A 23,248-nucleotide genomic window follows, 5' to 3' on the forward strand; every position below is an offset into this window, starting at 1 on the left:
CGGCACCAGGAACAGGGCGCGCAGGGTGGCGGAGAGCCGGAAGTGCTGGTGGAAGAAGACCGCGAGGGCCAGGCCGATGGCGTACTGGAAGACCAGGCACACGACGGTGAACACCACGGTGTGGGTGAGGGCCGGGGCGAAGGTCGGGTCGTCGAAGACCTTCTGGTAATTCTCCAGGCCTGTGAAGGGTGCGTCGCCCTGGACGAAGGAGCGGACCGTGTAGTTGCGCAGGCTCAGGTCGAGGTTGCGGTAGAGCGGATAGGCGTAGAACAGGACGAGGTAGAGGGTCACCGGGGCGAGGAAGCCCCAGGCGGCCCTCCCCCAGGCTTCGCCCGGGGGGACCCCCAGCTGAGACGTCGGACGGCGCCGTGTCGTGGTGCGGGCCGGGGGCGGGGCGGCGGTGGCCGCCCCGTTCCCGTCACGCGCGGACCGGCGGTCCGACAGCTGCGTCGTGTGGTTCATCTGCGGACCGACAATCCCTCACTAGTGGGCGGCGGACTGGGCCTTGGCCAGCGCGTCCTTGGGCGACTCGGCACCGCTGAGGGCCGACTGGACCGCCTTCCACATCTGCTCGGAGATCTTCGGGTACTTGGTGCCGAGGTCGTCACTGGTGCGTCCCTTGGCCGCCTTGACCGCCTCGACCCAGGGCTTCAGCTGGGGGTTCGCCGCCACCTGCTTGTCCTGGACCTCGCTGGTGGGGGCCACGTAGGACAGGGTGGTGTCGGTGTCGTACAGGTTCTCGGTGCTGGTCAGGCAGGAGACCAGCTTCTGGGAGGTGGCGTAGCGGCCGGTGTCGCCCTGGACGGGGACGGTGACGAACTCGCCCCCGGTCGGAGCCGCGGCGTTGCCGCCCGAGGCGCCCGGGACGGGGATGACGCCGTATTCGAAGCCGGCCTTCTCGGCGTTGGCGAGCTGCCAGGTGCCGTTCTCGGCGAAGGCGTAGTCGCCGCTCGCGAACTCCTGCCAGCTGGTCGTCTGGGTGTTGTTGATGACCGAGTTGGGCGCGTAGCCCTTCTTCAGCCAGTCGGTCCACAGCTTCAGCGCCGAGACGCCCTCGGGTGAGTCGAGTTCGGTCAGCTTGGCGCCGGAACCCCAGAACCAGGGCAGAAACTGGAAGCTGCCCTCCTCGGTTCCGATCGCGGAGAAGGTGATGCCCTTCTTGCCCGCCTTCTTGACCTTCTCCAGCGCCGCCGTCAGCGACTTCCAGTCCTTGACCGATGCGGTGTCCACCCCGGCTTCTGTCAGCACCTTCTTGTTGTAGTAGAGGGCCAGGGTGTTGGCGCCGATCGGCATGCCGTAGGTCTTGCCGCCTGACTGTCCGGCCGCGAGGAGGTTGGGGTCCACCTTCGAGACGTCCAACATGTTCTCGTCGGTGGTGGCGAGCACGCCTGCCTCGGCCAGAGTCGACACCACCGGGTTGTCGACGATGAGGACGTCCGCGGAGTTGTCCTGCTGCGCCGCCAGCAGCGCCTTGTTCGACAGGTCACTGGTGTCGAATGCCGTCCGCTTGATCTTCACGCCGGCCTCGGTGCCGCAGTCGTCCAGCAGCTTCGCCCACGCCGAGCTCTTGTCGAACTGCGGGTACGGGTCCCAGATGCTGTACGTGCCGCCGCCCGCCCCCTTCGCGGACGTGTCCCCCGAACCGGAGGAGCAGGCGGAGGTGCCGGTAGCGACGACAACGACGGTCAGGGCTGCGGCGGTCAGACGCTGTCTGGTGGATCTGTTCATTGCGGGTTCCTCTTCGGATTTCGGCATGGCGGTGCCCTGGGAGGGCGAGGGAAAGGCTTTGGGGGGTGCAGGGAGCAGCAGAGCGGGTGGGGAGCGAGGTCAGCCCGGGAGGGAACCGGAGGCGGGACGGGATCCGTCGGAGGACGTACTGTTGGCGGGCCCGGTGCTGGCCCGCAGCGAGATCGGCGGCACGAGCAGGTGGTGGCGAGGGGCCACGTCGGGATGGTCGAGCCGCTCCACCAGCAGTTCGACGGCGAGTCGGCCCATCTCGGCCGCTGGTACGTCCGCCGCGGTGAGCTGCGGGGTCACCGTCTCCGCCCACCGGCCGGCCACAACCCCGGTGACGGAGAAGTCACGCGGCACATGACGGCCCGCCTCGGAGAGTCCCCGGTAGAGGCCGCCCAGGGCGGCCTCGTTGAGCGTGACCAGGGCCGTGGTGGCCGGGTCGTCGTGCAGGATCTGTTCCAGGCATGCCTGACCCGAGGCCGCGTCGTCCCCGCAGCAGTACGTCTCCACGGTCAGCCCGCGCTCGGCCGCGGCCTTGGTGAAGCCGTCCAGGCCCCGGTGCGCGGACTCGTAGCCCGCATGCAGGAGCTGCTCCGGCCGGTTGACGAAGGCGACCTTGCGGTGGCCCAGGTCAGCGAGGTGGTGGACGCACGCCGCCACCAACGCAGTGTGGTCCAGCCCCACCCACCAGCCACCCTCCGGGTCTCCGGTACGGCCGATGGCCACGGAGGGGAAGCCAAGGTCCGCCAGGTGATCGACCCGGTCGTCCGCCAGCCTGATCTCCATCAGGATCGCGCCGTCGACCCTCCGCTCCCCCAGCAGCCGCTGGAACGAGCGGTCACTGTCCACGCCGCTCGGGGACAGCAGCACGTCGTAGTCGTAGGCCGCGGCGGCCTCCACCACACTCCCGATGAAGTCCAGCTGCATCCCCGTGTAGTGATTGCCGGCCGGCGGGAAGACCAGGCCGATCGTGCTTGTCCGGCCGTTGGCCAGGGCACGGGCGCTGGCGCTGGGCCGGTAGCCCAGCTCGTCGACGACCTGCTGGATTCTCCGGCGCGTGTCCTCCGAAACCGGGCGCTTGCCGCTCAGCGCGTAGGACACCGTGCTCCGTGACACACCGGCCCGCTTGGCGATCTCACCGATGTTCACGGCAACTCCTTGCTCGGACCGCCTGGGCGCTCCAAGCGGAGCGGGAGCGCGGGCCAGGGTGGGACGGGACTGACGGCGAGGCGATATCGGTCATCGAACCGGTTCGCATGAAGTGAAGGTAGGAACCGCCCGTGCGGCTGTCAACACTCCGCACAGCACTTTCCGAAACAAGTCGGCAATCGCTCCTGAACACTGCCGAGGTGCTTGGCTCGCGAGTATCGCCGACTCGTCTGCACAGCGCCAGCAGAATCGAATCGGTTCGATGAAGCGCGCATTCCGCTGCACGCAGGAACACGCGGACGCACCTTCCCCTTGGGGCCACCGGGCCTGCGGAATGCGATCCTGGAGCGCAGGTCCAACTCCATCCAGTGCCCGGTGTTGCCGTTGTTCGCGCACCAGCGGGTCGCGGTGGAGCCGTTCACCGCCGTGGCCGCGGTGTTGCCCTTGGAGTCTCCTTGCCGTTGCCGTCCACGCTGTATGGCAAGGGTTGGCGCCTGACGCCACGTCGAAGACCCGGGTGACCTGCGCGTCCCCGATCTGGGCAGTAGTGAAGGACGTGCCGCTGTAGCCAGGCGGCAGACGAAGGCAGAAGGCGTTGTCTCTGCACGTGAAGCCGTACTGGCCATCCACCGGCTGCCACGGTCCGCCGCGCGTGCCGTAGACGGCCCGGCCACAGGTGGCCAGGAATAGACCCCGCGCACCACGGCCTGCCGATCAGCGGGTATCGCTGCCGCGCGGTCCGGGCCCCGGGTACAGATGGCAGCACTTGGGACGGAGGGACCTCGCTCGCTGTTGCAGTCGCCCATCCAGCCGACACATCAGGGTTGACTGCGACCTCGGGCTGGCGCTTGCACACCAGTCCCGTCAAACCGGGAGCGCAGCCGGTGGCGGGTGCGGTCTCGCCATCGGCGGCGTCCACCGGCCACCCGTTGACACCGTCGCGGAATGGCGGTGATCACACGCGAGTAGCCCGAAACGAGCACCAGCACCGGGTGGCCGCCCCGTCTGTCCATAGCCCAGCGGTACGTCCACGTCCGGGAACCACAGGTCGCACTGGCCGAGGCCGCCCGGTTGATAGACCGTCCGCGAGACCGGGTCGGCCGACAAGTACGCCGACCCCAGCTCGCGCACCGCTCCTTCAGGCTCATCATCCCGCGCTGCCGACCGGCCCTCTCCGCGGTCACCGTGACGGGCATCGACGGCACCTCCCGAAGAAGCTCGCGGATCTGCACCTCGACCCGCGTTCACACCGAGCCCTTCGGTACCCGCTCATAGTCCGGCGGCTAGCTAGTGCCCCAACAGGCAACATTCGCCCCGTCGCGACGCCCGGCACGCACTCGACGCCGAGCCCCAGCCGACCGACGACACTCTTACGCCGCACCCGGGCATCCTGGACGTCATCAAGAACCGGCACACCAAGCGCGGACAACTCAACTACGCCGTCCCCGAGGTCCTCCAGCTCCAACGCCGGATCCGCCGCTACAACGCCGACACCGACCTCCCCCACGGCGACATCGTCGCCCTCGCCCTCGACACCTGGCTTCGCGCCAAGGGCTACCCACCCGACCCGATGCCGGGGAAAGCGGACGGATCGTGACCGGCACGGGTGCACAACTGTCTCAAGGGGACCATCGCCGAGGCTCACCCTCAGAGGCGAACCAAATGCAGTCCTGGCGGATCAGCAGCCTGCGTCGACCTCCCTAGAAGCCGTTGTAAGTCAGCGTGATACCGAGTCGCTCCGCGAACTCGTCGGCGCTGACGCCGTACGTCTCCCGTATGCGCACGCCGTCGGGGCCGACGTCGAAGACGCCGTAGTCGGTGTAGACACGGCTGACACAGCCGACGCCGGTGAGCGGGTAGGTGCACCGCGGGACGAGCTTCGGCTCTCCGGAGCGGGTGAAGAGCGTCATCATGACGTAGACGTCCTTGGCGCCGATGGCCAGGTCCATGGCGCCGCCAACGGCGGGGATGCCGTCGGGCCTGCCGGTGGTCCAGTTGGCGAGGTCCCCGTCGAAGGCGACCTGGTACGCCCCGAGGACGCACACGTCGAGGTGCCCGCCGCGCATCATGGCGAAGGAGTCGGCGTGGTGGAAGTACGCCGCCCCCGGCAGCTCGGTCACCGGCACCTTCCCGGCGTTGGTCAGGTCCGGATCGAGCGCGTCGCCCTCGGCCCGCGGGCCCATGTTGAGCATGCCGTTCTCGGTGTGCAGCACCACCCCGGAGTCGGCCGGCAGATGGTCGGCGATCTTGGTGGGTTGCCCGATACCGAGGTTGACGAAGGCACCGGCGGGGATGTCGCGGGCGATGACCGCCGCCAGCTCGTCCATCGTGAGCCGGTGGTCGGCGCTCCGGGGGGCCTCGGTGTACGCCTGGCCGCTCGATGTGGTGGTCATCGTGCCCCCTGCACGGTGTAGTGACGGGCCTTCACCTGGACAATCCGGTCGACGTAGATGGATGGGGTGACGACGGCCTCGGGGTCGAGCATCCCCGGCTCGACGACCTCGTCGACCTGGACAACGGTCGTCGTCGCGGCCGTGGCCATGACCGGTCCGAAGTTGCGGGCGGTCTTGCGGTAGACGAGGTTGCCCATCGTATCCGCGACGTGCGCGCTGATCAGCGCGTAGTCGCCCTTGATGGGGTACTCCAGCAGGTACTTCCGGCCGTCGATCTCACGCTCCTCCTTACCCTCGGCCAGCGGCGTGCCGACCGCGGTCGGGCAGTAGAAGGCGCCGATACCGGCGCCGGCCGCGCGCATCCGCTCGGCGAGGTTGCCCTGCGGCACCACCTCGAGCTCGATCTCCCCCGCGCGATAGAGGCCGTCGAAGACCCAGGAGTCGGCCTGGCGCGGAAAGGAGCAGAGCACCTTGCGCACCCGGCCGGCGGCCAGCAGCGCGGCCAGCCCGACGTCGCCGTTGCCTGCGTTGTTGGACACGATCGTGAGGTCCTTGGCGCCCTGCCGGATGAGCGCGTCGATCAGATCGAACGGCATGCCCGCCAGGCCGAAGCCGCCCACGAGAACGGTGGAGCCGTCCGCGATGCCGGCGACCGCCGCATCGGCGCTCGCGACGGTCTCCGCCCGGCTCACTGGGCCGTCTCCCTGACGTCGCAGTTCTCGAGTACGACGGCCAGGCCCTGGCCGACCCCGATGCAGATCGCGGCGACGCCGTAGCGCTGCTTCGTCCCGCGCAGCACCTTGGCCAGCGTGGCGAGGATGCGGCCGCCGGAGGCGCCCAGCGGGTGCCCGATCGCGATGGCGCCGCCCTTCTGGTTGACGATGGCGGGGTCGATCTTCCACGCGCCGAGGCAGGCGAGCGACTGCACGGCGAAGGCCTCGTTGAGTTCGACGGCGCCCACCTGGTCCCAGCCGATCCCGGCCCGGGCCAGTGCGCGATTCGCGGCCTCGACGGGGGCGTAGCCAAAGGCCTGCGGCTCCAGGGCCATCACGCCGCGGCCGGCGATGCGGGCGATCGGGTCCGCCCCGATCGTGGCCGCGGCCTTCTCGCTGCCCAGCAGCACCGCGGAGGCACCGTCGTTGAGCGGGCTGGCGTTGCCCGCGGTGATGGTGCCGCCCTGCTCCGGGGTACGGAACACCGGCTTCAGCCCCGCCAGCACCTCCGGCGTGGACCCCGCCCGGATGCCCTCGTCCCGGGTCAGGTCGACGCCTTCGACCGGCACGACCAGGTCGTCGTAGAAGCCCGACTCCCAAGCCGCGTGGGCGAGTCGGTGGGAGCGGGCGGCGAACTCGTCCTGCCGCTCGCGGGAGATGCCGAAGCGCTCCTGGAGTTGTTCGTTGGCCTCGCCGAGGCTGACGGTCCACTCCTTCGGCATCCGCGGGTTGACCAGCCGCCAGCCCAGTGTGGTCGAGACCGCGGTGACGTCACCGGCCGGGAACGGCTTCGCCGACTTGGGCAGCACCCACGGCGCGCGTGTCATCGACTCCACTCCGCCGGTCAGCACCACCTCGGCATCGCCGGACTCGATGGTCCGACTGGCCGTCATCGCAGCATCGAGGCTGGAGCCGCAGAGCCGGTTGACCGTGGTGCCGGGCACGCTCACCGGAAGCCCGGCGAGCAGCGCCGCCATGCGACCGACGTTGCGGTTCTCCTCGCCGGCGCCGTTGGCGTTGCCCCACACCACGTCGTCGATCGCGGCGGGGTCGAGACCCGGCACCCGCGCCAGCGTCGAGGTGATCGCGGCGGCGGCGAGGTCGTCGGGGCGCACCCCGGCCAGCGCGCCGTTGAAACGACCGAACGGCGTCCGCGCAGCGGCGTACAGGAAAGCACTCATGACAGTGACGCTAGCCCCGCGCGACGATATTCTGAAGTACGCATATCGGAGCCGATTGATATGGATGGCATATGGATCTGCGTCACCTGCGGTACTTCGTGGCGGTGGCCGAGGAGCGCCACTTCGGCCGTGCCGCCGAGCGGCTCCACATGGCTCAGCCGCCGCTCTCCCAGCAGATCCGCCAGCTCGAGGCCGAACTCGGCATCGAGTTGCTCCACCGCACCACACGCCGCGTCGACCTCACCGAGGCCGGCCGGGCCTACCTCGAACGGGCGCGCGCGATCCTCACCGACGTCGACGAGGCCGCCCACCACGCACGGCTCGTCGCCGCCGGCTCGGTGGGCCACCTCGCTATCGGTTGCGTGGGCTCGGCGACGTACAGCCTCCTGCCCGCCCTCTCGCGGCGGCTCTCGGAGGAACTTCCCGGCGTCGACTTCTCCTTCCGCGGCGAGATGCTCGCGCCCGACCAGGTCGAGGCGCTGCGCACCGGCGCGATCGACGTCGCACTGCTGCGCCCGCCGGCGGCCGACCTCTCCCTCACCGTGCACACCCTGCGCCGGGACCGGCTCGTCGTCGCCGTACCGGTCGACCACCCCCTCGCCCGCCGGAAACGGTTGCGGGCAGCGGACCTGGCCGGTGCCGACCTGATCGTGCACTCCGCCGACCGCCGATCGGTGATGTACGACCTCGTCCTGGGCCTCCTGCGCGACGCCGGCGTCGAGCCGCACATCCGCCACGAGGTCGGCGAGACCTCGACGCTCATCACGCTCGTGGCCGGTGGCCTCGGCGTCGCGGTCGTGCCGGAGCCCGTGACCGCGTTGACGCTGGACGGCGTCGCCTATCTGCCGCTGGCCGGGCCCGACGCGCGCGTGGAACTGGCCGTCGCCCATCGCGCCGACCGGTCCGAGCCGCATCTGGAGCGCACCGTGGGGATCATCCGGGCGGCCTTCTGAGACATCCGCCGACGCCGGACAAGCTTCCACTTCTCTGTCAAGTTCAGCGTGTTGAGCCGAGGTGTTTCTCTTCATCCGCCGGCAAAGCGACGGCGCGCTGGCCGTGTTGAAGGTTGTTGACGGAGCCTGCGAGCGACGGCATGATGACCGACTGCGTGGCCTACGCCGAACCTCCCGCGACCGTCCCCAGCGCGGTCTCCCATCGGAGGCAAAGGGACCAGCGTCTCAGGTCGTTGTTGCAGCCCGATCGCCTCGGGCGAGGTTGCTGGGGAGCCGTCGCTCAAGGCGTGGAAGGCCGCGATGACAGCCCGCAGGAACTTCAAGCACCAGGTGCGTGCCCGCGCCGCCAAGACCGGTGAGTCCTACACGTCCGCCCTCCGGCACTTCCGTCCGACTCCATCAGGAGACGTCATGTCGGAAGCAAGGAATCCCAAGAGCGTGCGGCTCGCCGTAGCGCAGACCCCCGTACGCGAAGACCCACGAGACGTTGAAGCGCTGCGCGAAAGCGGGCGTGAGGTCCGTGCTCTGATGCGCGAGGCCAGTACTCAGGGAGCGAGGATCGTGCACTTTCCGGAAGGCGCGATCTGCTTTCCCAGCAAGTTCGTCATGTCCGTCGACGGCCCGGACACGGTCGGCCCAGCGGACTGGGACCGGTGCCAGTGGCCGGTGCTCCAATCGGAGTTGGCCGCGATCGCCGAGCTGGCCCGCGAGTTGCGGCTGTGGACGGTGATCCCGTCGGTGCACCGCCTGACCGGCCCGAACCGCCCGCACAACAGCCTCTACGTCATCTCCGATCGCGGCGAGGTCGTCACGCGTTATGACGAGCGCCTGCTGTCGAAGACGAAGGTCTCGTACATGTACTCGCCGGGCGTCTCACCGGTGACCTTTGAGGTCGACGGTGTGCGCTTCGGCTGCCTGCTCGGCATGGAGATCCACTATCCGGAGTTGTTCGCGGAGTACGAGAAGCTGGATGTCGACTGCGTGCTGCTCTCCACCAGCGGCACGCCGGGCAACACCACCGCCCGAGCCCAAGTCCAAGGCCACGCCGCGTTCAACAGCTACTGGGTCAGCCTGTCGGGGCCGGCACAGGACAGCGTCACCGCACCGACCGGAATCGTCGCTCCCAACGGCGACTGGCTTGCGCGGTGCCCCGCGGACGGTTCGCCATCGGTAGCCGTCGTAAACCTCGACGACAGCTCCGAGGCCGCCACATCGGCACTGACCTACGCGCGTCCCTGGCGTCGTGAGTCGCGCTCGGGCCTCTACACCGAGCACCAGGTGAGCGATCCTCGCAGCGAAGACCGGACAGCGGCCTTCTAGTGCCCCGGCAGGCAACGTTCGCCCGTTAAGGAGCGGCGTCCGGTGCGTGCTCTCGGCGTGCCGGGTACAAGCCCTCGTACTGGACGTACTTGGGTTTGTGCCCGGTGCGGCGAGTGGGGGCACCTCCCATGCCCTTAAGGCAGTGGGGGAGCGTGCCGGGCGTCGCGACGGGCGAATGTTGCCTGTTGGGGCACTGGCTCAGAAACAGAATCCGAGGTGTTCGCGCGCACGGGATGGCTCCGGGCGCCGCGAACACCTCGGTTTCAGTCTGTCCCGCACCTTGGTGAAGCTGACGAGCCGAAGGCGCCTGGGCAGCCCGTAGCTCCTTGAGCTGGCGGACCTGCTTGCGCAGACGCTGCTCGCTGTCCGAGGTAGCGCCGCGGGCGCGGACCTTCACGTAGAACTCGTTCTTCAAGTTGGTGTGCCGTTGAGGAAGCGGTCCACGGCGGCGCGGATGCGCTGGTGCTCATGACGCCGACTCCTGGGTGTGGAGGCGGTCTTGACGGTGACGGTCAACCAGGGAACGCAGTTTTCCGGCGCGCTGGGACAGCCGGTCGGCGAGCGGGCCGGGGAGCGCCTCGGAGAGAGCCCGCTCGGCTGGAACGGGCGTCTATCCGCCCCCTGCTGTCTCGCCCGGACATCGCGGAGGAACTCCGCTGTCCAGACTGCGCTGCTGACTGCTGTCTGACGAGACTTTGCGGCTCGCGGGAGCGAGCTCACAGCACTTGACGAAAACCAGGGAGCCGTCGCAGCCCGGCCGCCCACAGAAAGGCGCCCGCCAGGCCGAGCGCGCTGGTCGTCGCCCATGAAGCGACTGGGGAAAGGCCGCGGTCTGCCAGGCAGTACTGGACGGTGACCACCAGCGGCACGTGGAGGATGTACACGCCGTAGGAGTTGGCGGACAGCTCCGTCGACAGGCGGCTGCTGCGGGTCACCGTTTCGCGGAACGCGGTGAGCAGGCCGACGCACAGGGCCACGCACAGGGCGCTGTCGTAGGCCGCCCACGTGAGGGCCGGTGCATTGAAGCCGCCGGGACCGAAGCAGTCGGCCTCTGCGCCGATCACGAACAGTACGGCGACCCCGGCCAGAGCGCCGCCCAGCCATACCCATCCGGTCCGGGCGTCGAACCTCTCCAGCCAGTTGTAGCGATATGCCAGTACACCGAGGGTGAAGAAGGCGGCGTACTGCGGCACTCGGGCAGGCTCGACCTGCAGGAAGTCCAGCACCGGAACCCATGTGTCCAGCGGGTACTTCAGCCGGAACAGGAAGGTGGCGGCCGTGATCGCCGCGGTCGTCAGCAACAGGGCCCGGGGGCCGGGCGCTGCCCTCGTGTCCGTGGGGGGCGGGGCAGGCGCCGCAGCAGACGGCCGGCTCGGCTGAAGGCCACGTACAACACGGTGTAGGCCAGCAGGTTCTGGATGAACCACAGGTGCCCGAACTGCAGGTCTGGCCAGGACGGTCCCGTCCAGTTGGTCGGCTTGTCTCCCAGTCCGAGGTAGATGTCGGTGAAGTAGCGCGGGAAGGAGATGGACGGATAGCCACGGTAGTGGACGTAATACGCGTACATCAGACCGGGCACGATCGTCAGTGCGCCGACCGCCACCGGGATGCCGAGCCGGATCAGACGGCTTTTCAGGAACCGCCGGGTGCCGTGGCGTCGGTGGGAGCCGGGCACAAGGACGGCGGAGACGAAGAAGAACAGGCTCATGAAGAACGAGCCGTCGACCGCCGACAGCGTGGCCAGGGCAGGCGTGCGCGGCCGCCCCTCGACGTACCACCAGTCCGCGGGACCGTAGGGCTGGGCGGCGTGGTGAACCACGACAAGGACCGTCAGCGCGATCCGCAAGTTGTCCAACCAGTCCAGACGGCGTGCACGGAGTACTGCATCGGGCTGCGTTCCGGAGTCGAGTGTGTACATGCGTTCAGCTTGCTCAACAGTTGTACACCTCGCACTGGTGCTATCCCCCGCTTCGATCCTCCGGTGAGCCGTAGAGCCCCTGCAGGAGCAGGCGCTGGTTGGCGGCGCTGCGCTGTGCCAGGACCTGCGGATCGAACATCGGCTCGCCGTGATGGGGCTGCATCACCCGCTCCAGGAGCAACGGCCCAAGGACCAGGCACAGCACCTGGAATGCGGCCCACTCCCCCTCCGGCGCCCGGCTGCCGTACTCCGCGGACAACCGGGCGAGCTCGGTCCGCGCTCCGTTCAGCAGCCGTCCGAACAGGTCGGCGCTTGCTGCGCTGTCCTCCATCAGGACGTGGCGCAGGTATCCACGCAGCACCGGGTCCGCTCCGAACAGCCGGGCCGAGACCTTGCCGAGCGACTCCATCAGCCCGGCGTCCCCGTCAACCGCCTCCAGTTCCGTGCCGATCCGGTCCAACACGTAGTCGTCGACTGCTGCCCGCAGCCCCTCTTTCGATCCGAAGTGTCGGGTCACCAGCGCTGGTGACAGTCCTGCGGCCGCGGCCACCGCTCGCGTCGACGTCGCATCGAAGCCCCGTTCTGCGAACAGCTCCAGCGCCGCGTCCCGCAACCGTGCACGCCCCGTCAGGTCACTCTTGTCCACCGCCCTCATGCCTCGCAGCGTAATCACCAGTAGCGGGCCAGAACGCCGCCGCGTCGATGAGTAGGAACGGCATTACGAGACGCCGGGTGGTATCGGGCGGGCACTGTCTCGGACCCGGGTGGCGGTGGGCAGCGTGCGGACGACAGTCGTGTGGTCGGCGAGCTGCTGGCGCAGCAGGCGGTTCTCCGTGATCGACTGGTGCAGGGGGCCGACGAGTGCTTCGACGTCGCTCTTCAGATGGGTGATCTCTTCGGCGTCGGCGGCCCGCAGCTCTTTGAGCTTCCGGACCTGCTGGCGTAGCCGCTTCTCGCTGTCCGGTGTCTGGCCGCGGGCGCGGACCTGGTCGTAGAAGGCGTTCCTCAGATCCGGATGGCGCTGGGTGAGCGCGTTGCGGGGCACCTGCGCCTCCGCGGCGAGCGCGACGCTGGTCGGCAACATCGCGGTTCAGGCGCCGGTCAGCATTCTGCTGGGCGTCTGGTCGGCGGGCCACCAGCGCAATCGCGCGGTGCTGTCGGCGGTCTTCTTCCTGCCGCTGCTGCTGTCCACGGCGGCCACGGCGGCCACGGCGGCCACGGCGGCCACGGCGGCCACGGCCATCATGTGGCGACAGCTGCTCGCGATCCTGCCCTTCTCCATGTACCAGACCGCCTTCCGCACCTACGACTACGGCTACGCCAGCGCCATCGCGAGCTTCCTGCTGCTGGCCACCGGCGCCTCGATCCTGCTCACCAAACTCAGCAGATACGACAAGATGACAAGCACGTTGGAGGGAGTGTGAGGACGCGCCCCAACCACGCCGCCGGCGTCGCGGCGTTCATCTGGCTTCTGATCATCGGTGTCCCGCTGTACGCGCTGGTGAACACGGCCGTGAACACGGCCGTGCAACCGCAGACGACGTACACCGACAAGGGACCGGTCTCGATCCCCGACACCGTGACGCCGGAGAACTTCCGCACGGTGCTGGACAGCGGGTTCCTGCAGTACATCTGGAACACCCTCGTCGTGGCGGCGGCCACGGTCGCCATCGTGCTGGCGCTCGCGATGCCGATCAGCTACGCGGTCGTGCGCGGGCGGGGGTGGATCACCAAGGGGGTGTTCCGTCTGTTCCTCCTGGGTCTGGCGATCCCGTCGCAGGCCGTCGTCATACCGCTCTTCCTCATCGTCAACGACCTGGGCTTCTACGACACCCTGTGGGGGATCATCCTGCCCACCGCCGCGTTCGCGCTGCCGGTGAGCGTGCTGGTCCTCAGCGGCGGGATGCGGGACATCTCCACCGAGCTGTGCGAGGCGATGGCCCTGGACGGCGCAGGTCCGGCCCGCACCCTGCTGACCCTGGTCGTCCCCGCCCTACTCGACGCCATGACGGAGGCCGAGAAGGTGGCCCGACTCGGCAGCACCTGGCCGGACCACGACGACGGCCGCGACATGGCACCCATGCAGGAGACCTTCCGCGGCGCCGACCGCTTCGAGGAGGCCATCGTCGACGGTCTGGGACAGCTGACCCGCGAGTTCGGCACGGCACCGATCGACCCGGAGGCCGGCCGCAGGCGGCTGACCGCGCTGCAGGAACAGGTGGTGGCGGCGAACCGGTTCGGCATACCCGCCGTCGCCCACGAGGAGTGCCTGACCGGATTCTTCACCTGGCAGGCCACCGTCTACCCGACACCGCTCGCCTGGGCGGCCACCTTCAACCCCGAACTCGTCGGGCGGATGGCGCAGGCCATCGGCTCGGACATGGCGGCCGTCGGCGTCCACCAGGGCCTGGCCCCCGTCCTGGACGTCGTACGCGACTATCGGTGGGGCCGGGTGGAGGAGACCTCGGCGAGGACCCCTACCTCGTCTCGGAGCTCGGACTGTCCTATGTGCGGGGCCTGCAGTCGTCCGGCGTGGTCGCCACGCTGAAACACTTCGCCGGCTACTCCGCCTCCCGCGCGGCCCGCAATCACGCTCCGGCGGTCCTCGGCCCGCGCGAACTCGCCGACGTCATCCTCGTGCCCTTCGAGAAGGCCGTGGTCGCCGGCCGTGTCCGGTCGGTGATGAACGCCTACAACGACATCGACGGCGTGCCCTGCGGCGCGGACGAGGCCCTGCTCACCGGGCTGCTGCGGGACACGTGGGCTTCGAGGACACAGTGGTCTCCGACTACTGGGCCGTCGCGTTCCTGGCCTCCATGCACCATGTGGCGGACGACGTCACGGGCGCGGCCCGCGCCGCACTCCGGGCCGGTATCGACGTCGAACTGCCGCACACCTCCGGCTACGGGCAAGCGCTCCTGAACGACGGCGTCCCCACGGACCTCCTCGACCGCGCGGTGTTGCGGGTCCTGACGCAGAAGGCCGAACTCGGTCTGCTCGACCCGGACTGGGAGCCGGGGCAGTACACCGCCCCGGCGGACTTCGACTCGTCCCGCAACCGCGGGATCGCCCGCGACCTGGCCGAACAGTCCGTCGTGCTCCTCGACAACCCCTCGGGCACCCTGCCGCTCGCCTCCCCGCGCTCCATCGCCGTGATCGGCCCCGCCGCCGACGAGGCCAGGTGCCTGTTCGGCTGCTACTCCTTCCCCAACCACGTCCTGCCCCACCACCCCGAGGCCCCGCTGGGTGTCGAGGCACCGACGGTCCTCGACGCCATCCGGCAGGAGTTCCCCGACGCCTCGGTGCACCACGAGACCGGCTGCTCCTTCACCGTGGACGACCGCGGAGGCATCGAGGCGGCCGTCGCGGCGGCCTCGGCGGCCGACCTGACGATCCTCGTCGTGGGCGACCGCTCCGGGATGTTCGGGGAGGGAACCTCCGGTGAAGGCTGTGACGTCGGTGCGCTGACGCTCCCCGGAGTGCAGGAGGACCTGGTGGACGCCGTACTCGACGCGGCGAACCAGACCGTCCTCGTCCTCGTCTCGGGCCGCCCATACGCGATCGGCCGGCACGCCCGGGGGCGGACGCGACCCTCCAGGCCTTCTTCCCCGGCGAGGAAGGCTCGGCGGCGATCGCCGGCGTCCTCGCCGGCCGGATCAACCCCTCCGGACACCTGCCCGTGCAGATCCCCGACGGCACGGCCGGCCAGCCAGGCACCTACCTCGCGCCCCCGCTCGCCCTCAAGAGCGACGGCGTGAGCAACATCGACCCCACCCCGGCCTTCCCGTTCGGACACGGCCTGTCCTACACCACCTTCACCATCGAGGACGTACGGGCCGACGCGGAGACCATCGCGGTCGACGGGGCGGTGGCCGTACGGGCCACCGTCACCAACACCGGTCCCCGGGCGGGCACTTCGGTCCCGCAGGTGTACCTCACCGACCCGGTTGCCTCCGTCACCCGGCCCGTCCGCCGGCTGATCGGCTTCACCCGCATCGAGCTGGCCGCCGGGGAGACCCGCACCGTGGAGTTCGAGGTCCACGCGGACCTGACCAGCTTCACCGGGCGGGACCTGCGCCGCCGCGTCGAGCCCGGATGGATCACGCTGACCGTCGCGCGGTCGGCGGGTGATCCGGGCGGTTCGGTGCGGGTGAAGCTGGAAGGAGCCCCGCGCCTCGTCGACCACACCCGGACCATGACCACCGCCGTCACGGTGCTGCGAGTCTGACCTGCCTGCCCGGCGCTCCCACGGCTCCCCTCCTCGCCGTTGTGCCACCCGTCCCACGGGGGTTGTGCGACGCCCGCCGCTTGCCCTCTCGGCGGCCTCGGTATGGGCGGGCCGCGGCGCTCGAACGTGTTCGCGTGACACGACGATTGCCGTCGGCGCCTCTCAGCAACGCGGGTGGCCGACGTCAGGCACTGAGTGCGTTGCGCAGTTCCCTGAAGTACGAAGCATGAATCGTTTCAGAGCGTGAGTATGACCAAGGATGGACTCCACTCCCGAGACGCGTCAAGGCATGCAAAACAGAAGGATCCAGATTCCTGCACCGCCTTTCATCGGCTTTTCCGCCGCGACGCAACTTTCAATCGTCGAGAGCCCTCCACAGACCGCCAGCCCCGCCGCACCCCAGCCCCGCCCAACCAGGCGATGCGCCGAGCGACCGTCCGGCGGCTGTTCGGGCGGCTGGATCTGGAGCTGCACCCGGACCGGCCACCCCGCGGCCTTCCATCGATCGACCAGCAGCCCACGAAGATCGCCAAGGCCTGTCGTTCGACGATGCCATCGGGAGGACCCATGGCCAGGACGCGCATCGCCGATGTCCACCGGGGCCTCGACTCACTCCACCCCGTGGGCAACCGGGCTCCGCAGAGCGCGACAGACGGCCACCAAAGCACGCTCGCCGTGTCAGCGCATTCATGCACGTGCACACGACATTCCTCGCCCGTCCGGTTTCAGCGGTGTGACGCAGGCATTGACAGCCCCATGCAACCCCCTCAGGATGTCAGCCACTCCACTCCACCCCTTGACCCGGGAAATGCCTCCCCGCCCATTGAAACGTATCAAGGACCCACCGTGCCGCCTTTCGCCCCGCTCTCCCCCACGCCCAGACGACGCCGAAGACTCAGCAGAGCCAGAACTCCGCATGCCCTCCTGCTCGTTGTACTCACCGCCTGGTTCGCCCTCGTCGGAGGCGTGACCGGGCAGCTGCCCCTGGCGAGCGCCGCCCAGGCCGCTCCCACGGCCCTGACCGTGAACGGCCTGACCGCGCCCGTCGACGTGGCCCCCGGCGCCACCCCGCTGCTGGGCTGGCAGGTCAGCGGCGACCGGCAGACCGCCTACCAGGTGCAGGTCGCCACCACCTCCTCGGCCCTGACCGGAACCCCTGACGTATGGGACTCGGGCAAGGTCAGCTCCACAACAAACAGCAACGTCTCCTACGGCGGCCCTGCCCTGACGGCCTCGTCCCGCTACTACTGGCGTATCCGCACCTGGGACTCCTCGGACGCGGCCTCCCCCTGGTCGGCGACCGCCCCCTTCGGCACCGGGCCGGGCACCACCTGGTCCGGTGCCACCCCGATCTGGAGCGGCGCCCCCACCGCGTGGACCGACTACACCTTCCAGGGCAGCTTCGTCATCAACGCCAAGTACGCCAGCGTCACCTTCCGCGCACAGAACACCAGCAACTACTACCTGTGGCAGTTCAAGGGCAACGGCGAGAACACCATCGCCCCCCAGATCCAGAAGAACGGCACCTTCAGCGCCCTGAAGACCGCCCAGGCCCTCCCCTTCACCCTCACCACCGGCTCCACCTACGACTTCAGGATCGTCGCCTCCGGCTCCACCTTCACCACCTCCCTGAAGGCACACTCCGACACCACCTGGACCCAGGTCGACACCACCACCGACACCACCTTCGACTCGGGCGGCATCGGCTTCCGCACCGGCCTGACCGAGCAGGCCACCTTCGACGACATCACCGTCACCGACCCCAACAACCGGTCGCTGTACAGCAACGACTTCAGCGACGCTGACAACACCGACTTCACCTGCGGCACCATCACGGGCGGCGCGCTCTTCGTCGACAAGGCGAAGAACTGCGGCACCGGGTTCCCGACCGCGTGGACCGACTACACCTTCCAGGGCAACTTCGTCATCAACGCCAAGTACGCCAGCGTCACCTTCCGCGCACAGAACACCAGCAACTACTACCTGTGGCAGTTCAAGGGCAACGGCGAGAACACCATCGCCCCCCAGATCCAGAAGAACGGCACCTTCAGCGCCCTGAAGACCGCCCAGGCCCTCCCCTTCACCCTCACCACCGGCTCCACCTACGACTTCAGGATCGTCGCCTCCGGCTCCACCTTCACCACCTCCCTGAAGGCACACTCCGACACCACCTGGACCCAGGTCGACACCACCACCGACACCACGTACTCTGCCGGCGGCATCGGTTTCCGTACGGGCAGCACCGAGCAGGCCACCTTCGACGACATCACCGTCACCGACCCCAACAACCGGTCGCTGTACAGCAACGACTTCAGCGACGCCGGCAACGCCGACTTCACCTGCGGCACCATCACAAGCGGCGCTCTCTCGATCGGCACGAGCAAGAACTGCGGCACCGGGCTGATGACGGTTCCGAGCTGGACCTTCCTCCGCGGCACCACCACGCTGGCCTCCGGCAAGAGCATCGCCTGGGCGCACCTGTACGCCACGGGCGCATCCACCACCCCGGCACGGCAGTTCGTCCACAAGCTGTGGGTCAACGGCAGCTTCGTCGGCGTCGGCCCGACCCGCCCGGTCGGCTCCGAGGCCCGCTACGACGGCTACGACGTCACTGCCCTGCTCAACGCAGGCGCCGCCAACACCATCGGCGCTCTCGCCTACACCACCAGCGACCAGCGCTTCCTCGCCAAGCTGGTGGTCCGGTACACCGACGGCACCACCAAGACCTTCGGCACCGGCTCCAGCTGGAAGTCCCTGGACGGCACCCGCATCCTGCCCAACGTCGGCTCCATCGGCACCGGTTACTACACGGCACCCAAGGAGAACTTCGACGCCCGCCGCTACCCGTTCGGCTTCGCCACGCCCGGCTTCGACGCCACCGTCTGGCGCCCGGCGGTCACCAAGAGCGCCTTCGGTGACCTCCAGCCCGCGCCCACCGCGAAGGTCCGGCAGGAGTTCAAGACGCCCGTCTCGGTCACCGAGTACTCCTCCGGCAACTACTTCATCGACTACGGCCGCACCTGGATCGGCGGTCTGTCCCTGAACCTGACCGGCACCTCCGGGCAGGTGGTCGACATCCGCTACGGCCAGGTCACCTCCGGCACCAACACGGTCAAGTACCAGACCTCGGCCGGCAACACCTACCAGGACAAGTGGGTCCTGAAGTCCGGCAGCCAGCAGCTGGAGACCTGGGGCCTGCGCGTCTTCCGGTACGTCCAGGTCATAGGCGCCCCCACCGGGCTGACCGCGGCCGACCTCAAGGCCGAGGCGTACGTCTACCCATTCGACGATACGGCAGGCGTCTTCGACTCCTCCGACAGTTCGCTCAACCAGGTGTGGGAGCTCTCCCGCAACACCATCGAGGCGACCAATTTCAACCTGTACGTCGACTCGTGGGAGCGCGAACGCGACATCTACGAGGCCGACACCTACCTCCAGCTCATGGGCCACCTCTACACCGGCGGCGACGCGACACTGGGCGACTACTCGCTGAACTTCCTTAAGTCCAACCGCACCTGGCCGACCGAGTGGCCGATGTACGTCATCCTTGCCATGCACGACAGCTACGAGACGACCGGCAACACCGCGCCGCTGTCCGCCGCGTACACCGCGCTGCAGGGCAAGCTGCCGGACAAGTGGTACGAGTCCGCGACCGGCCTGATCCACAAGACCACCGGTAGCTCGGGGGCCAGCAGCTGCACCGACTGCGACATCGTCGACTGGCCCACCTCCGAGCGCGACGGCTACGTCTTCACCTCCTACAACACCGTCATCAACGCCATCGCTTACCGCTCCTACGCGGACATGGCCGACATCGCCACCGCGCTGGGCAAGGACGCCGACGCCACCACCTACCGGAACAGGGCCAACGCCATCAAGGACGCGGTCAACTCGCGGATGTGGGACTCCACGAAGGGCGCCTACCGCGACGGGCTGAACAACGACGGCACGGTGATCAACCACCACGCCGTCCAGGCCAGCGCCTTCGCGACCGCGCTCGGCATCGCCAGTCCCTCCCGGGCCGCGCAGGTGGCCTCCTACCTGGGCAGCCGCGGCATGGCGTGCAGCGTGTACTGCGCGCCATTCGTCATCCAGTCCCTGTACGAGGGCAACCGGCCCGACCTGGCCCACACCCTGCTGACGTCGACCGGCACCAAGAGCTGGATGAACATGATCAACGACGGGGCGGGAGCCACCATGGAGGCCTGGGACCTGTCCCTGAAGTCCAACACCACGTACTCCCACCCGTGGGCGGCCTCTCCGGCGTTCACCATCCCCCAGAGCATGTTCGGCATCCAGCCCAGCACCCCGGGCTACCGAACCTTCCAGGTCAAACCGCAGCCGACCTCGGTCACCTGGGCCAATGTCACAGTTCCCACCGCCCACGGCACCATCGGCGCCGCGTACGACACCACCAGCGGCGGCCGCGTCGACATCGGCGTGAACGTACCGGCCAACACGACCGCCTCGGTGTACCTCCCCGGCGGCACGGCGGGCACGACCAGCGTCTACATGGACGGCAACAGCGTCACCGCCACGTACGACAACGGCTTCATGCGCGTCGACGACGTCAAGCCGGGCTGCCACGTCGTCACCACGACCTCCGACAGCACTCCGTACGACAACACCAAACTGACCGGCATCTGCTAGACACCCGTCATCCCGCACCGAGGCGCCCCGGATCTTCCGGGGCTCCTCAGTGTCGAGCCAGGTCGACCACCGAGGCCGACTACGCCGGCTGAAAAGCCGCGGCAGGAGCAGTCCAATTCCGGTATTCTCGCGCTCTTCCTCGTCCCCCACTCCCGTCAGTTCCAGCCGTAGTCCGCGGTCTCGTCGCGGAAGATCGTGTGCTGGTGGACGCCGGGGTCCTCGTCCGCGGGCTGGTTGGAGAACTCGATCCAGGCGGACGGGCCGTCCAGGCGCACATACGTGTTGACGTTGTCGATGGTCGTGCCACCGCTCCAGCCGATGTACGTCTTGTCGTACTCGGAGACGTACTTGGCGAGGAGCTGCTTGGACGCGCCGCCGCCGCCGGCCTTCTCGTCCAGGTCGTCGATCCAGGCGGCGAGCATCGCGGTGACCTTGGCCCGCTGCTTCTTGCCCAGGCTGCTGACGAGGACGCCCTCGGGCTCGGGGAAGGGACCGTCGTTGCCGGGGCCGAGCAGCAGGTCGTCGAAGCTGCCGTCGATCTCGGCGTCGGCCAGCCGGCTCTCGCTCAGCGACTGGATGGCCGCCATGGTCGAGGACCGCTTGTCCTCCAGCGGCTTGCAGAACTTCTCCTCCCAGTCGAACTCCATCGGCTCGACGCCGGTCAGGGTGGGCGAGATGCTCACGTTCTTCCCGGCGTAGGTGATGTTGTACGCCGCGTGGTGGCCGCCGAACTGCACCATGAACTGCTTGTTCTTGCTGGGCTGTCCGAAGAAGGAGATGTAGTAGTACTGGGAGCCGAAGCTGACAGTGCCCGGGCCGCCACCGGTGCCTCCGCCAGGACCACCACCGGTTTCTCCGCCGGGCGTGCCGGTGGGCGTGGGCCTGGGCGAGGTCGTGCCGCCGGAGTCCTCGGCCGAGGCCAGGTAGTCGTCCGCCTCACGGATCTCGACGAGCTGCTCGTAGCCCTTCTTGCTGAGCGCGGCCTCCATGACCTTCATCGCCGCGGCTTCCTGCTCGTCGGTGAGGTCACCCATCATGACGCCGTTGCGCTGAAGGACGCCGTCGGGGAAGTTGGACCAGCCGCTCTTCTTGGCCTCGTCGTCGAAGTCGTACAGAGCCGTGTCCTTCTGCTCGTCGGACAGCGTGGCCGGGACTCTTTCAGCGCCCTCGTCGTGGACGTGATGATGCCGCACGTCGACGGCGTCGGGGTGTGCCGAGTACTGCGCGCCGACGGCGACCGCACTCCGGTGCTGATGCTCACCGCTCGGGCCGGGACCCCGGACCGGATCGCCGGCCTGGACTCGGGCGCCGAACGACTATCTGCCCAAGCCCTTCGCGGTGCCCGAACTACTGGCGAGGCTGCGGGCCCTGCTACGCCGAGCGGCGCTGACATCGGACGTCGCGGCAGCCGACGAGCCGGGGCCCGAGCTGCGGTTGGCTTCACTGCGGGTCGCTCCCTCCGCCCGTCGAGCGTGGTGGGGTGAGGCGGAACTGAGTTTGTCCAAGACCGAGTTCGACCTCCTGGAGCTGCTCGTACGCAACGAGGGCATTGTGCTCGACCACGTGACCGTCTACCGGGAGATATGGGGCGGCGCTCTCACCGTGGACGCCAAGAACCTGGCCGGGTACATCGGTTATCTGCGGCGCAAGCTGGCTGACGCCGATGCGCCTCAGCTCATCCACACCGTGCGTGGCGTGGGTTACGCGGTGCGGCGGCCATGAGGCTCATGAATCGGCAGGCGGGCTTCGTGGCGAGTCTCTGCGTACGGTTCGCGCTCGCTTTCGCAGTCGTCGGCGCCGTGGTCGCCGTGGTTGTCGGGAGCCTCAGCTACAGCGCCGCCGCCGACCGCATCATGGCGGAGATCGACAGTACGCTCCGGTCTGCCACGGTGGCCGCGGCCGGCGATCAGGACCCGGCGCCGCCCAGCTCCGAGACGCCCGCGCAGACCCCGGACCTCTATCCCGGCCCCGACCTACCGGGGCCCGGCGACGAGGGCGCGCGGACCGTGATCACGCGGGCCGTGGACCGCGATGGCACCGCCACCCACCTGGGCAGCCCCACCGTACGACTGCCCGTGTCCGACACCATGCGAACCCTCGCCGTCTCCGGCACCACCGGACAGTCGGCCATCACCGAAGTGAAAGTCGGCGTCCGCACGTTCCGCCTGCTCACCACCGCACTCGGCGACGATCGCGGCGCCACACAGGCGGCCGTTCACATCGACCAGACCCACCGAGTACTGGGCGGCATGGCCCGAGAGATCGCCGCGGCCAGCCTCGCGGTCATGCTCGCGGCAGCGGGCGCCGGCTCGCGTGGCGTTCCGGGTTCTTGGGCCGCTTCAAGCTCCGCCTCGGCCACACCATCGGCCTCGGCGACGTGCACCCGCGCCACGACCGCGAGGCGGTCCGCTCAGACGACACCGACGCGCTTGCCCGAAGGCCTGGACGCCCAGCTCGGGCGCCGCTTCGGCCGCGTGAAACTGTCCAAAATGCAAGGTCAGAAGGCCGCCCTGGCTCGCGCCTCGATGCGGCAGACGCCGCTGTCCCTCGGGTTGGACGAACCCACCGCTGCGCTGGACGCGCACAGCGAGCACGCCATCTTCGAACGCTGCATGGCCTACATCCGCGACCTGCGTGCGCGTACGGGACCATCACACGGCAAGTTGGGGCCTCCGACGACCATAGCCCGACACCTGCACCGCGGCGGTCGCAGAGGCGCAGTTCCCCGTCCAGGGCGTGTCATACCTCGACGTCCAAGGCGTCAGCGGCCTGCAGCTCGTGCACGACGACAGCGCCGGCAACGCACTTCACGGCAGCCCTCACCACCTCAACTTGCCCCGCCCCCCGCTGCCGGCCTCAACCCACTTCTGTGAGGACACCAGCAGCTCTGCCGCACAGCCGTCCAACTCTCCCCAGGCGGAGCAATCCTGCCTGCCACCGCCCTGACCTGCGACAACACAGCCAGGTACGCCACGACGGGCCGATTCGACCCAGATTCGACCCGGCACG

General features: G+C 68.9%; 16 protein-coding genes and 2 pseudogenes. 7 read left to right on the top strand and 11 right to left on the bottom strand.

The genetic code is table 11. The annotated features are described in order from the left end of the window. From AQJ91_RS39900 to AQJ91_RS39925, 6 genes are all read right to left on the bottom strand, one after another. A partial coding sequence (locus AQJ91_RS39900; protein ID WP_199848147.1) for a carbohydrate ABC transporter permease occupies positions 1-462 on the bottom strand: 462 nt, incomplete at its 3' end. A 21-nt stretch (positions 463-483) separates the two neighbouring features. Further along, positions 484-1,728 (bottom strand): sugar ABC transporter substrate-binding protein, encoded by a 1,245-nt coding sequence (locus tag AQJ91_RS39905; RefSeq protein WP_067032278.1) that lies wholly within the window; start codon positions 1,726-1,728, stop codon positions 484-486. 99 nt (positions 1,729-1,827) lie between these two features. Next, a complete protein-coding gene (locus AQJ91_RS39910; RefSeq protein WP_067032281.1) occupies positions 1,828-2,883 on the bottom strand; it encodes a LacI family DNA-binding transcriptional regulator in 1,056 nt (351 codons plus the stop codon). Positions 2,884-4,583: 1,700 nt separating this feature from the next. Then, positions 4,584-5,276, bottom strand: a complete 693-nt coding sequence (locus AQJ91_RS39915; protein ID WP_067032284.1) for a 3-oxoacid CoA-transferase subunit B — start codon at positions 5,274-5,276, stop codon at positions 4,584-4,586. Then, a complete protein-coding gene (locus tag AQJ91_RS39920) occupies positions 5,273-5,968 on the bottom strand; it encodes a 3-oxoacid CoA-transferase subunit A (RefSeq protein ID WP_067032286.1) in 696 nt (231 codons plus the stop codon). Before AQJ91_RS39920 ends, AQJ91_RS39915 begins: the two co-directional genes overlap by 4 nt. Then, on the bottom strand, positions 5,965-7,170 hold the full coding sequence (locus AQJ91_RS39925) for a thiolase family protein (protein WP_067032289.1): 1,206 nt from the start codon (positions 7,168-7,170) through the stop codon (positions 5,965-5,967). The genes AQJ91_RS39920 and AQJ91_RS39925 overlap by 4 nt, the downstream gene beginning before the upstream one ends. A 71-nt stretch (positions 7,171-7,241) precedes the next feature. Between AQJ91_RS39925 and AQJ91_RS39930 the strand changes: the two genes are divergently transcribed. Together AQJ91_RS39930 and AQJ91_RS39935 are read left to right on the top strand one after the other, a co-directional pair. Continuing rightward, on the top strand, positions 7,242-8,123 hold the full coding sequence (locus tag AQJ91_RS39930) for a LysR substrate-binding domain-containing protein (RefSeq protein WP_067032292.1): 882 nt from the start codon (positions 7,242-7,244) through the stop codon (positions 8,121-8,123). A gap of 300 nt (positions 8,124-8,423) precedes the next feature. Further along, entirely contained in the window at positions 8,424-9,443 is a 1,020-nt protein-coding gene (locus AQJ91_RS39935; protein WP_067032295.1) for a carbon-nitrogen hydrolase family protein, read from the top strand. A 716-nt stretch (positions 9,444-10,159) separates the two neighbouring features. Here AQJ91_RS39935 and AQJ91_RS56685 read toward each other — a convergent pair. From AQJ91_RS56685 to AQJ91_RS39950, 4 genes are all read right to left on the bottom strand, one after another. Next, on the bottom strand, positions 10,160-10,744 hold the full coding sequence (locus AQJ91_RS56685) for an acyltransferase family protein (RefSeq protein ID WP_234383331.1): 585 nt from the start codon (positions 10,742-10,744) through the stop codon (positions 10,160-10,162). Further along, the gene (locus AQJ91_RS56690) at positions 10,738-11,361 is read right to left on the bottom strand and encodes an acyltransferase family protein (RefSeq protein WP_234383332.1); all 624 of its coding nucleotides are present in this window, start codon (positions 11,359-11,361) and stop codon (positions 10,738-10,740) included. Before AQJ91_RS56690 ends, AQJ91_RS56685 begins: the two co-directional genes overlap by 7 nt. Positions 11,362-11,401: 40 nt before the next feature. After that, the gene (locus tag AQJ91_RS39945) at positions 11,402-12,016 is read right to left on the bottom strand and encodes a TetR/AcrR family transcriptional regulator (protein WP_067032298.1); all 615 of its coding nucleotides are present in this window, start codon (positions 12,014-12,016) and stop codon (positions 11,402-11,404) included. A 63-nt stretch (positions 12,017-12,079) separates the two neighbouring features. Further along, complete coding sequence (locus AQJ91_RS39950) at positions 12,080-12,406, bottom strand: hypothetical protein (RefSeq protein ID WP_067032301.1); 327 nt, start codon at positions 12,404-12,406, stop codon at positions 12,080-12,082. On the opposite strand from AQJ91_RS39950, the gene AQJ91_RS54835 reads away from it, so the two are divergent. The 3 genes and pseudogenes from AQJ91_RS54835 to AQJ91_RS57575 all read left to right on the top strand — a co-directional run bounded on the left by AQJ91_RS54835 (position 12,387) and on the right by AQJ91_RS57575 (position 20,239). Next, positions 12,387-12,785, top strand: coding sequence for a hypothetical protein (locus tag AQJ91_RS54835; RefSeq protein ID WP_067032304.1), 399 nt, complete (start codon positions 12,387-12,389; stop codon positions 12,783-12,785). The two genes, AQJ91_RS39950 and AQJ91_RS54835, sit on opposite strands and share 20 nt — an antisense overlap. A 263-nt stretch (positions 12,786-13,048) precedes the next feature. After that, positions 13,049-15,589 (top strand): annotated as a pseudogene (locus AQJ91_RS58570) (glycoside hydrolase family 3 N-terminal domain-containing protein). Between the two features lie 966 nt (positions 15,590-16,555). After that, the gene (locus AQJ91_RS57575) at positions 16,556-20,239 is read left to right on the top strand and encodes a family 78 glycoside hydrolase catalytic domain (RefSeq protein ID WP_067032307.1); all 3,684 of its coding nucleotides are present in this window, start codon (positions 16,556-16,558) and stop codon (positions 20,237-20,239) included. Positions 20,240-20,394: 155 nt separating this feature from the next. Here AQJ91_RS57575 and AQJ91_RS39970 read toward each other — a convergent pair whose 3' ends face one another. Continuing rightward, the gene (locus AQJ91_RS39970) at positions 20,395-21,381 is read right to left on the bottom strand and encodes a DUF3500 domain-containing protein (RefSeq protein ID WP_407696998.1); all 987 of its coding nucleotides are present in this window, start codon (positions 21,379-21,381) and stop codon (positions 20,395-20,397) included. On the opposite strand from AQJ91_RS39970, the pseudogene AQJ91_RS39975 reads away from it, so the two are divergent. Together AQJ91_RS39975 and AQJ91_RS56700 are read left to right on the top strand one after the other, a co-directional pair. Beyond that, a pseudogene (locus tag AQJ91_RS39975) lies at positions 21,289-21,961 on the top strand (response regulator transcription factor). The gene AQJ91_RS39970 and the pseudogene AQJ91_RS39975 overlap by 93 nt on opposite strands. Further along, positions 21,958-23,112, top strand: a complete 1,155-nt coding sequence (locus AQJ91_RS56700; RefSeq protein ID WP_234383333.1) for a hypothetical protein — start codon at positions 21,958-21,960, stop codon at positions 23,110-23,112. Before AQJ91_RS39975 ends, AQJ91_RS56700 begins: the two are co-directional and overlap by 4 nt. Positions 23,113-23,248 lie beyond the last annotated feature (136 nt).

The organism is Streptomyces dysideae, assembly GCF_001514305.1.
Taxonomy (GTDB): Bacteria; Actinomycetota; Actinomycetes; order Streptomycetales; family Streptomycetaceae; genus Streptomyces; species Streptomyces dysideae.

Excerpts from the sequence above, each read along its gene's own strand:
- AQJ91_RS39925 (WP_067032289.1), bottom strand. The coding sequence starts at position 7,170 with ATGAGTGCTTTCCTGTACGCCGCTGCGCGGACGCCGTTCGGTCGTTTC.
- AQJ91_RS39945 (WP_067032298.1), bottom strand. The coding sequence starts at position 12,016 with ATGAGGGCGGTGGACAAGAGTGACCTGACGGGGCGTGCACGGTTGCGG.
- AQJ91_RS39905 (WP_067032278.1), bottom strand. The coding sequence starts at position 1,728 with ATGAACAGATCCACCAGACAGCGTCTGACCGCCGCAGCCCTGACCGTC.
- AQJ91_RS39935 (WP_067032295.1), top strand. The coding sequence starts at position 8,424 with ATGACAGCCCGCAGGAACTTCAAGCACCAGGTGCGTGCCCGCGCCGCC.
- AQJ91_RS56690 (WP_234383332.1), bottom strand. The coding sequence starts at position 11,361 with ATGTACACACTCGACTCCGGAACGCAGCCCGATGCAGTACTCCGTGCA.
- AQJ91_RS39915 (WP_067032284.1), bottom strand. The coding sequence starts at position 5,276 with ATGACCACCACATCGAGCGGCCAGGCGTACACCGAGGCCCCCCGGAGC.
- AQJ91_RS39930 (WP_067032292.1), top strand. The coding sequence starts at position 7,242 with ATGGATCTGCGTCACCTGCGGTACTTCGTGGCGGTGGCCGAGGAGCGC.
- AQJ91_RS56700 (WP_234383333.1), top strand. The coding sequence starts at position 21,958 with ATGAGGCTCATGAATCGGCAGGCGGGCTTCGTGGCGAGTCTCTGCGTA.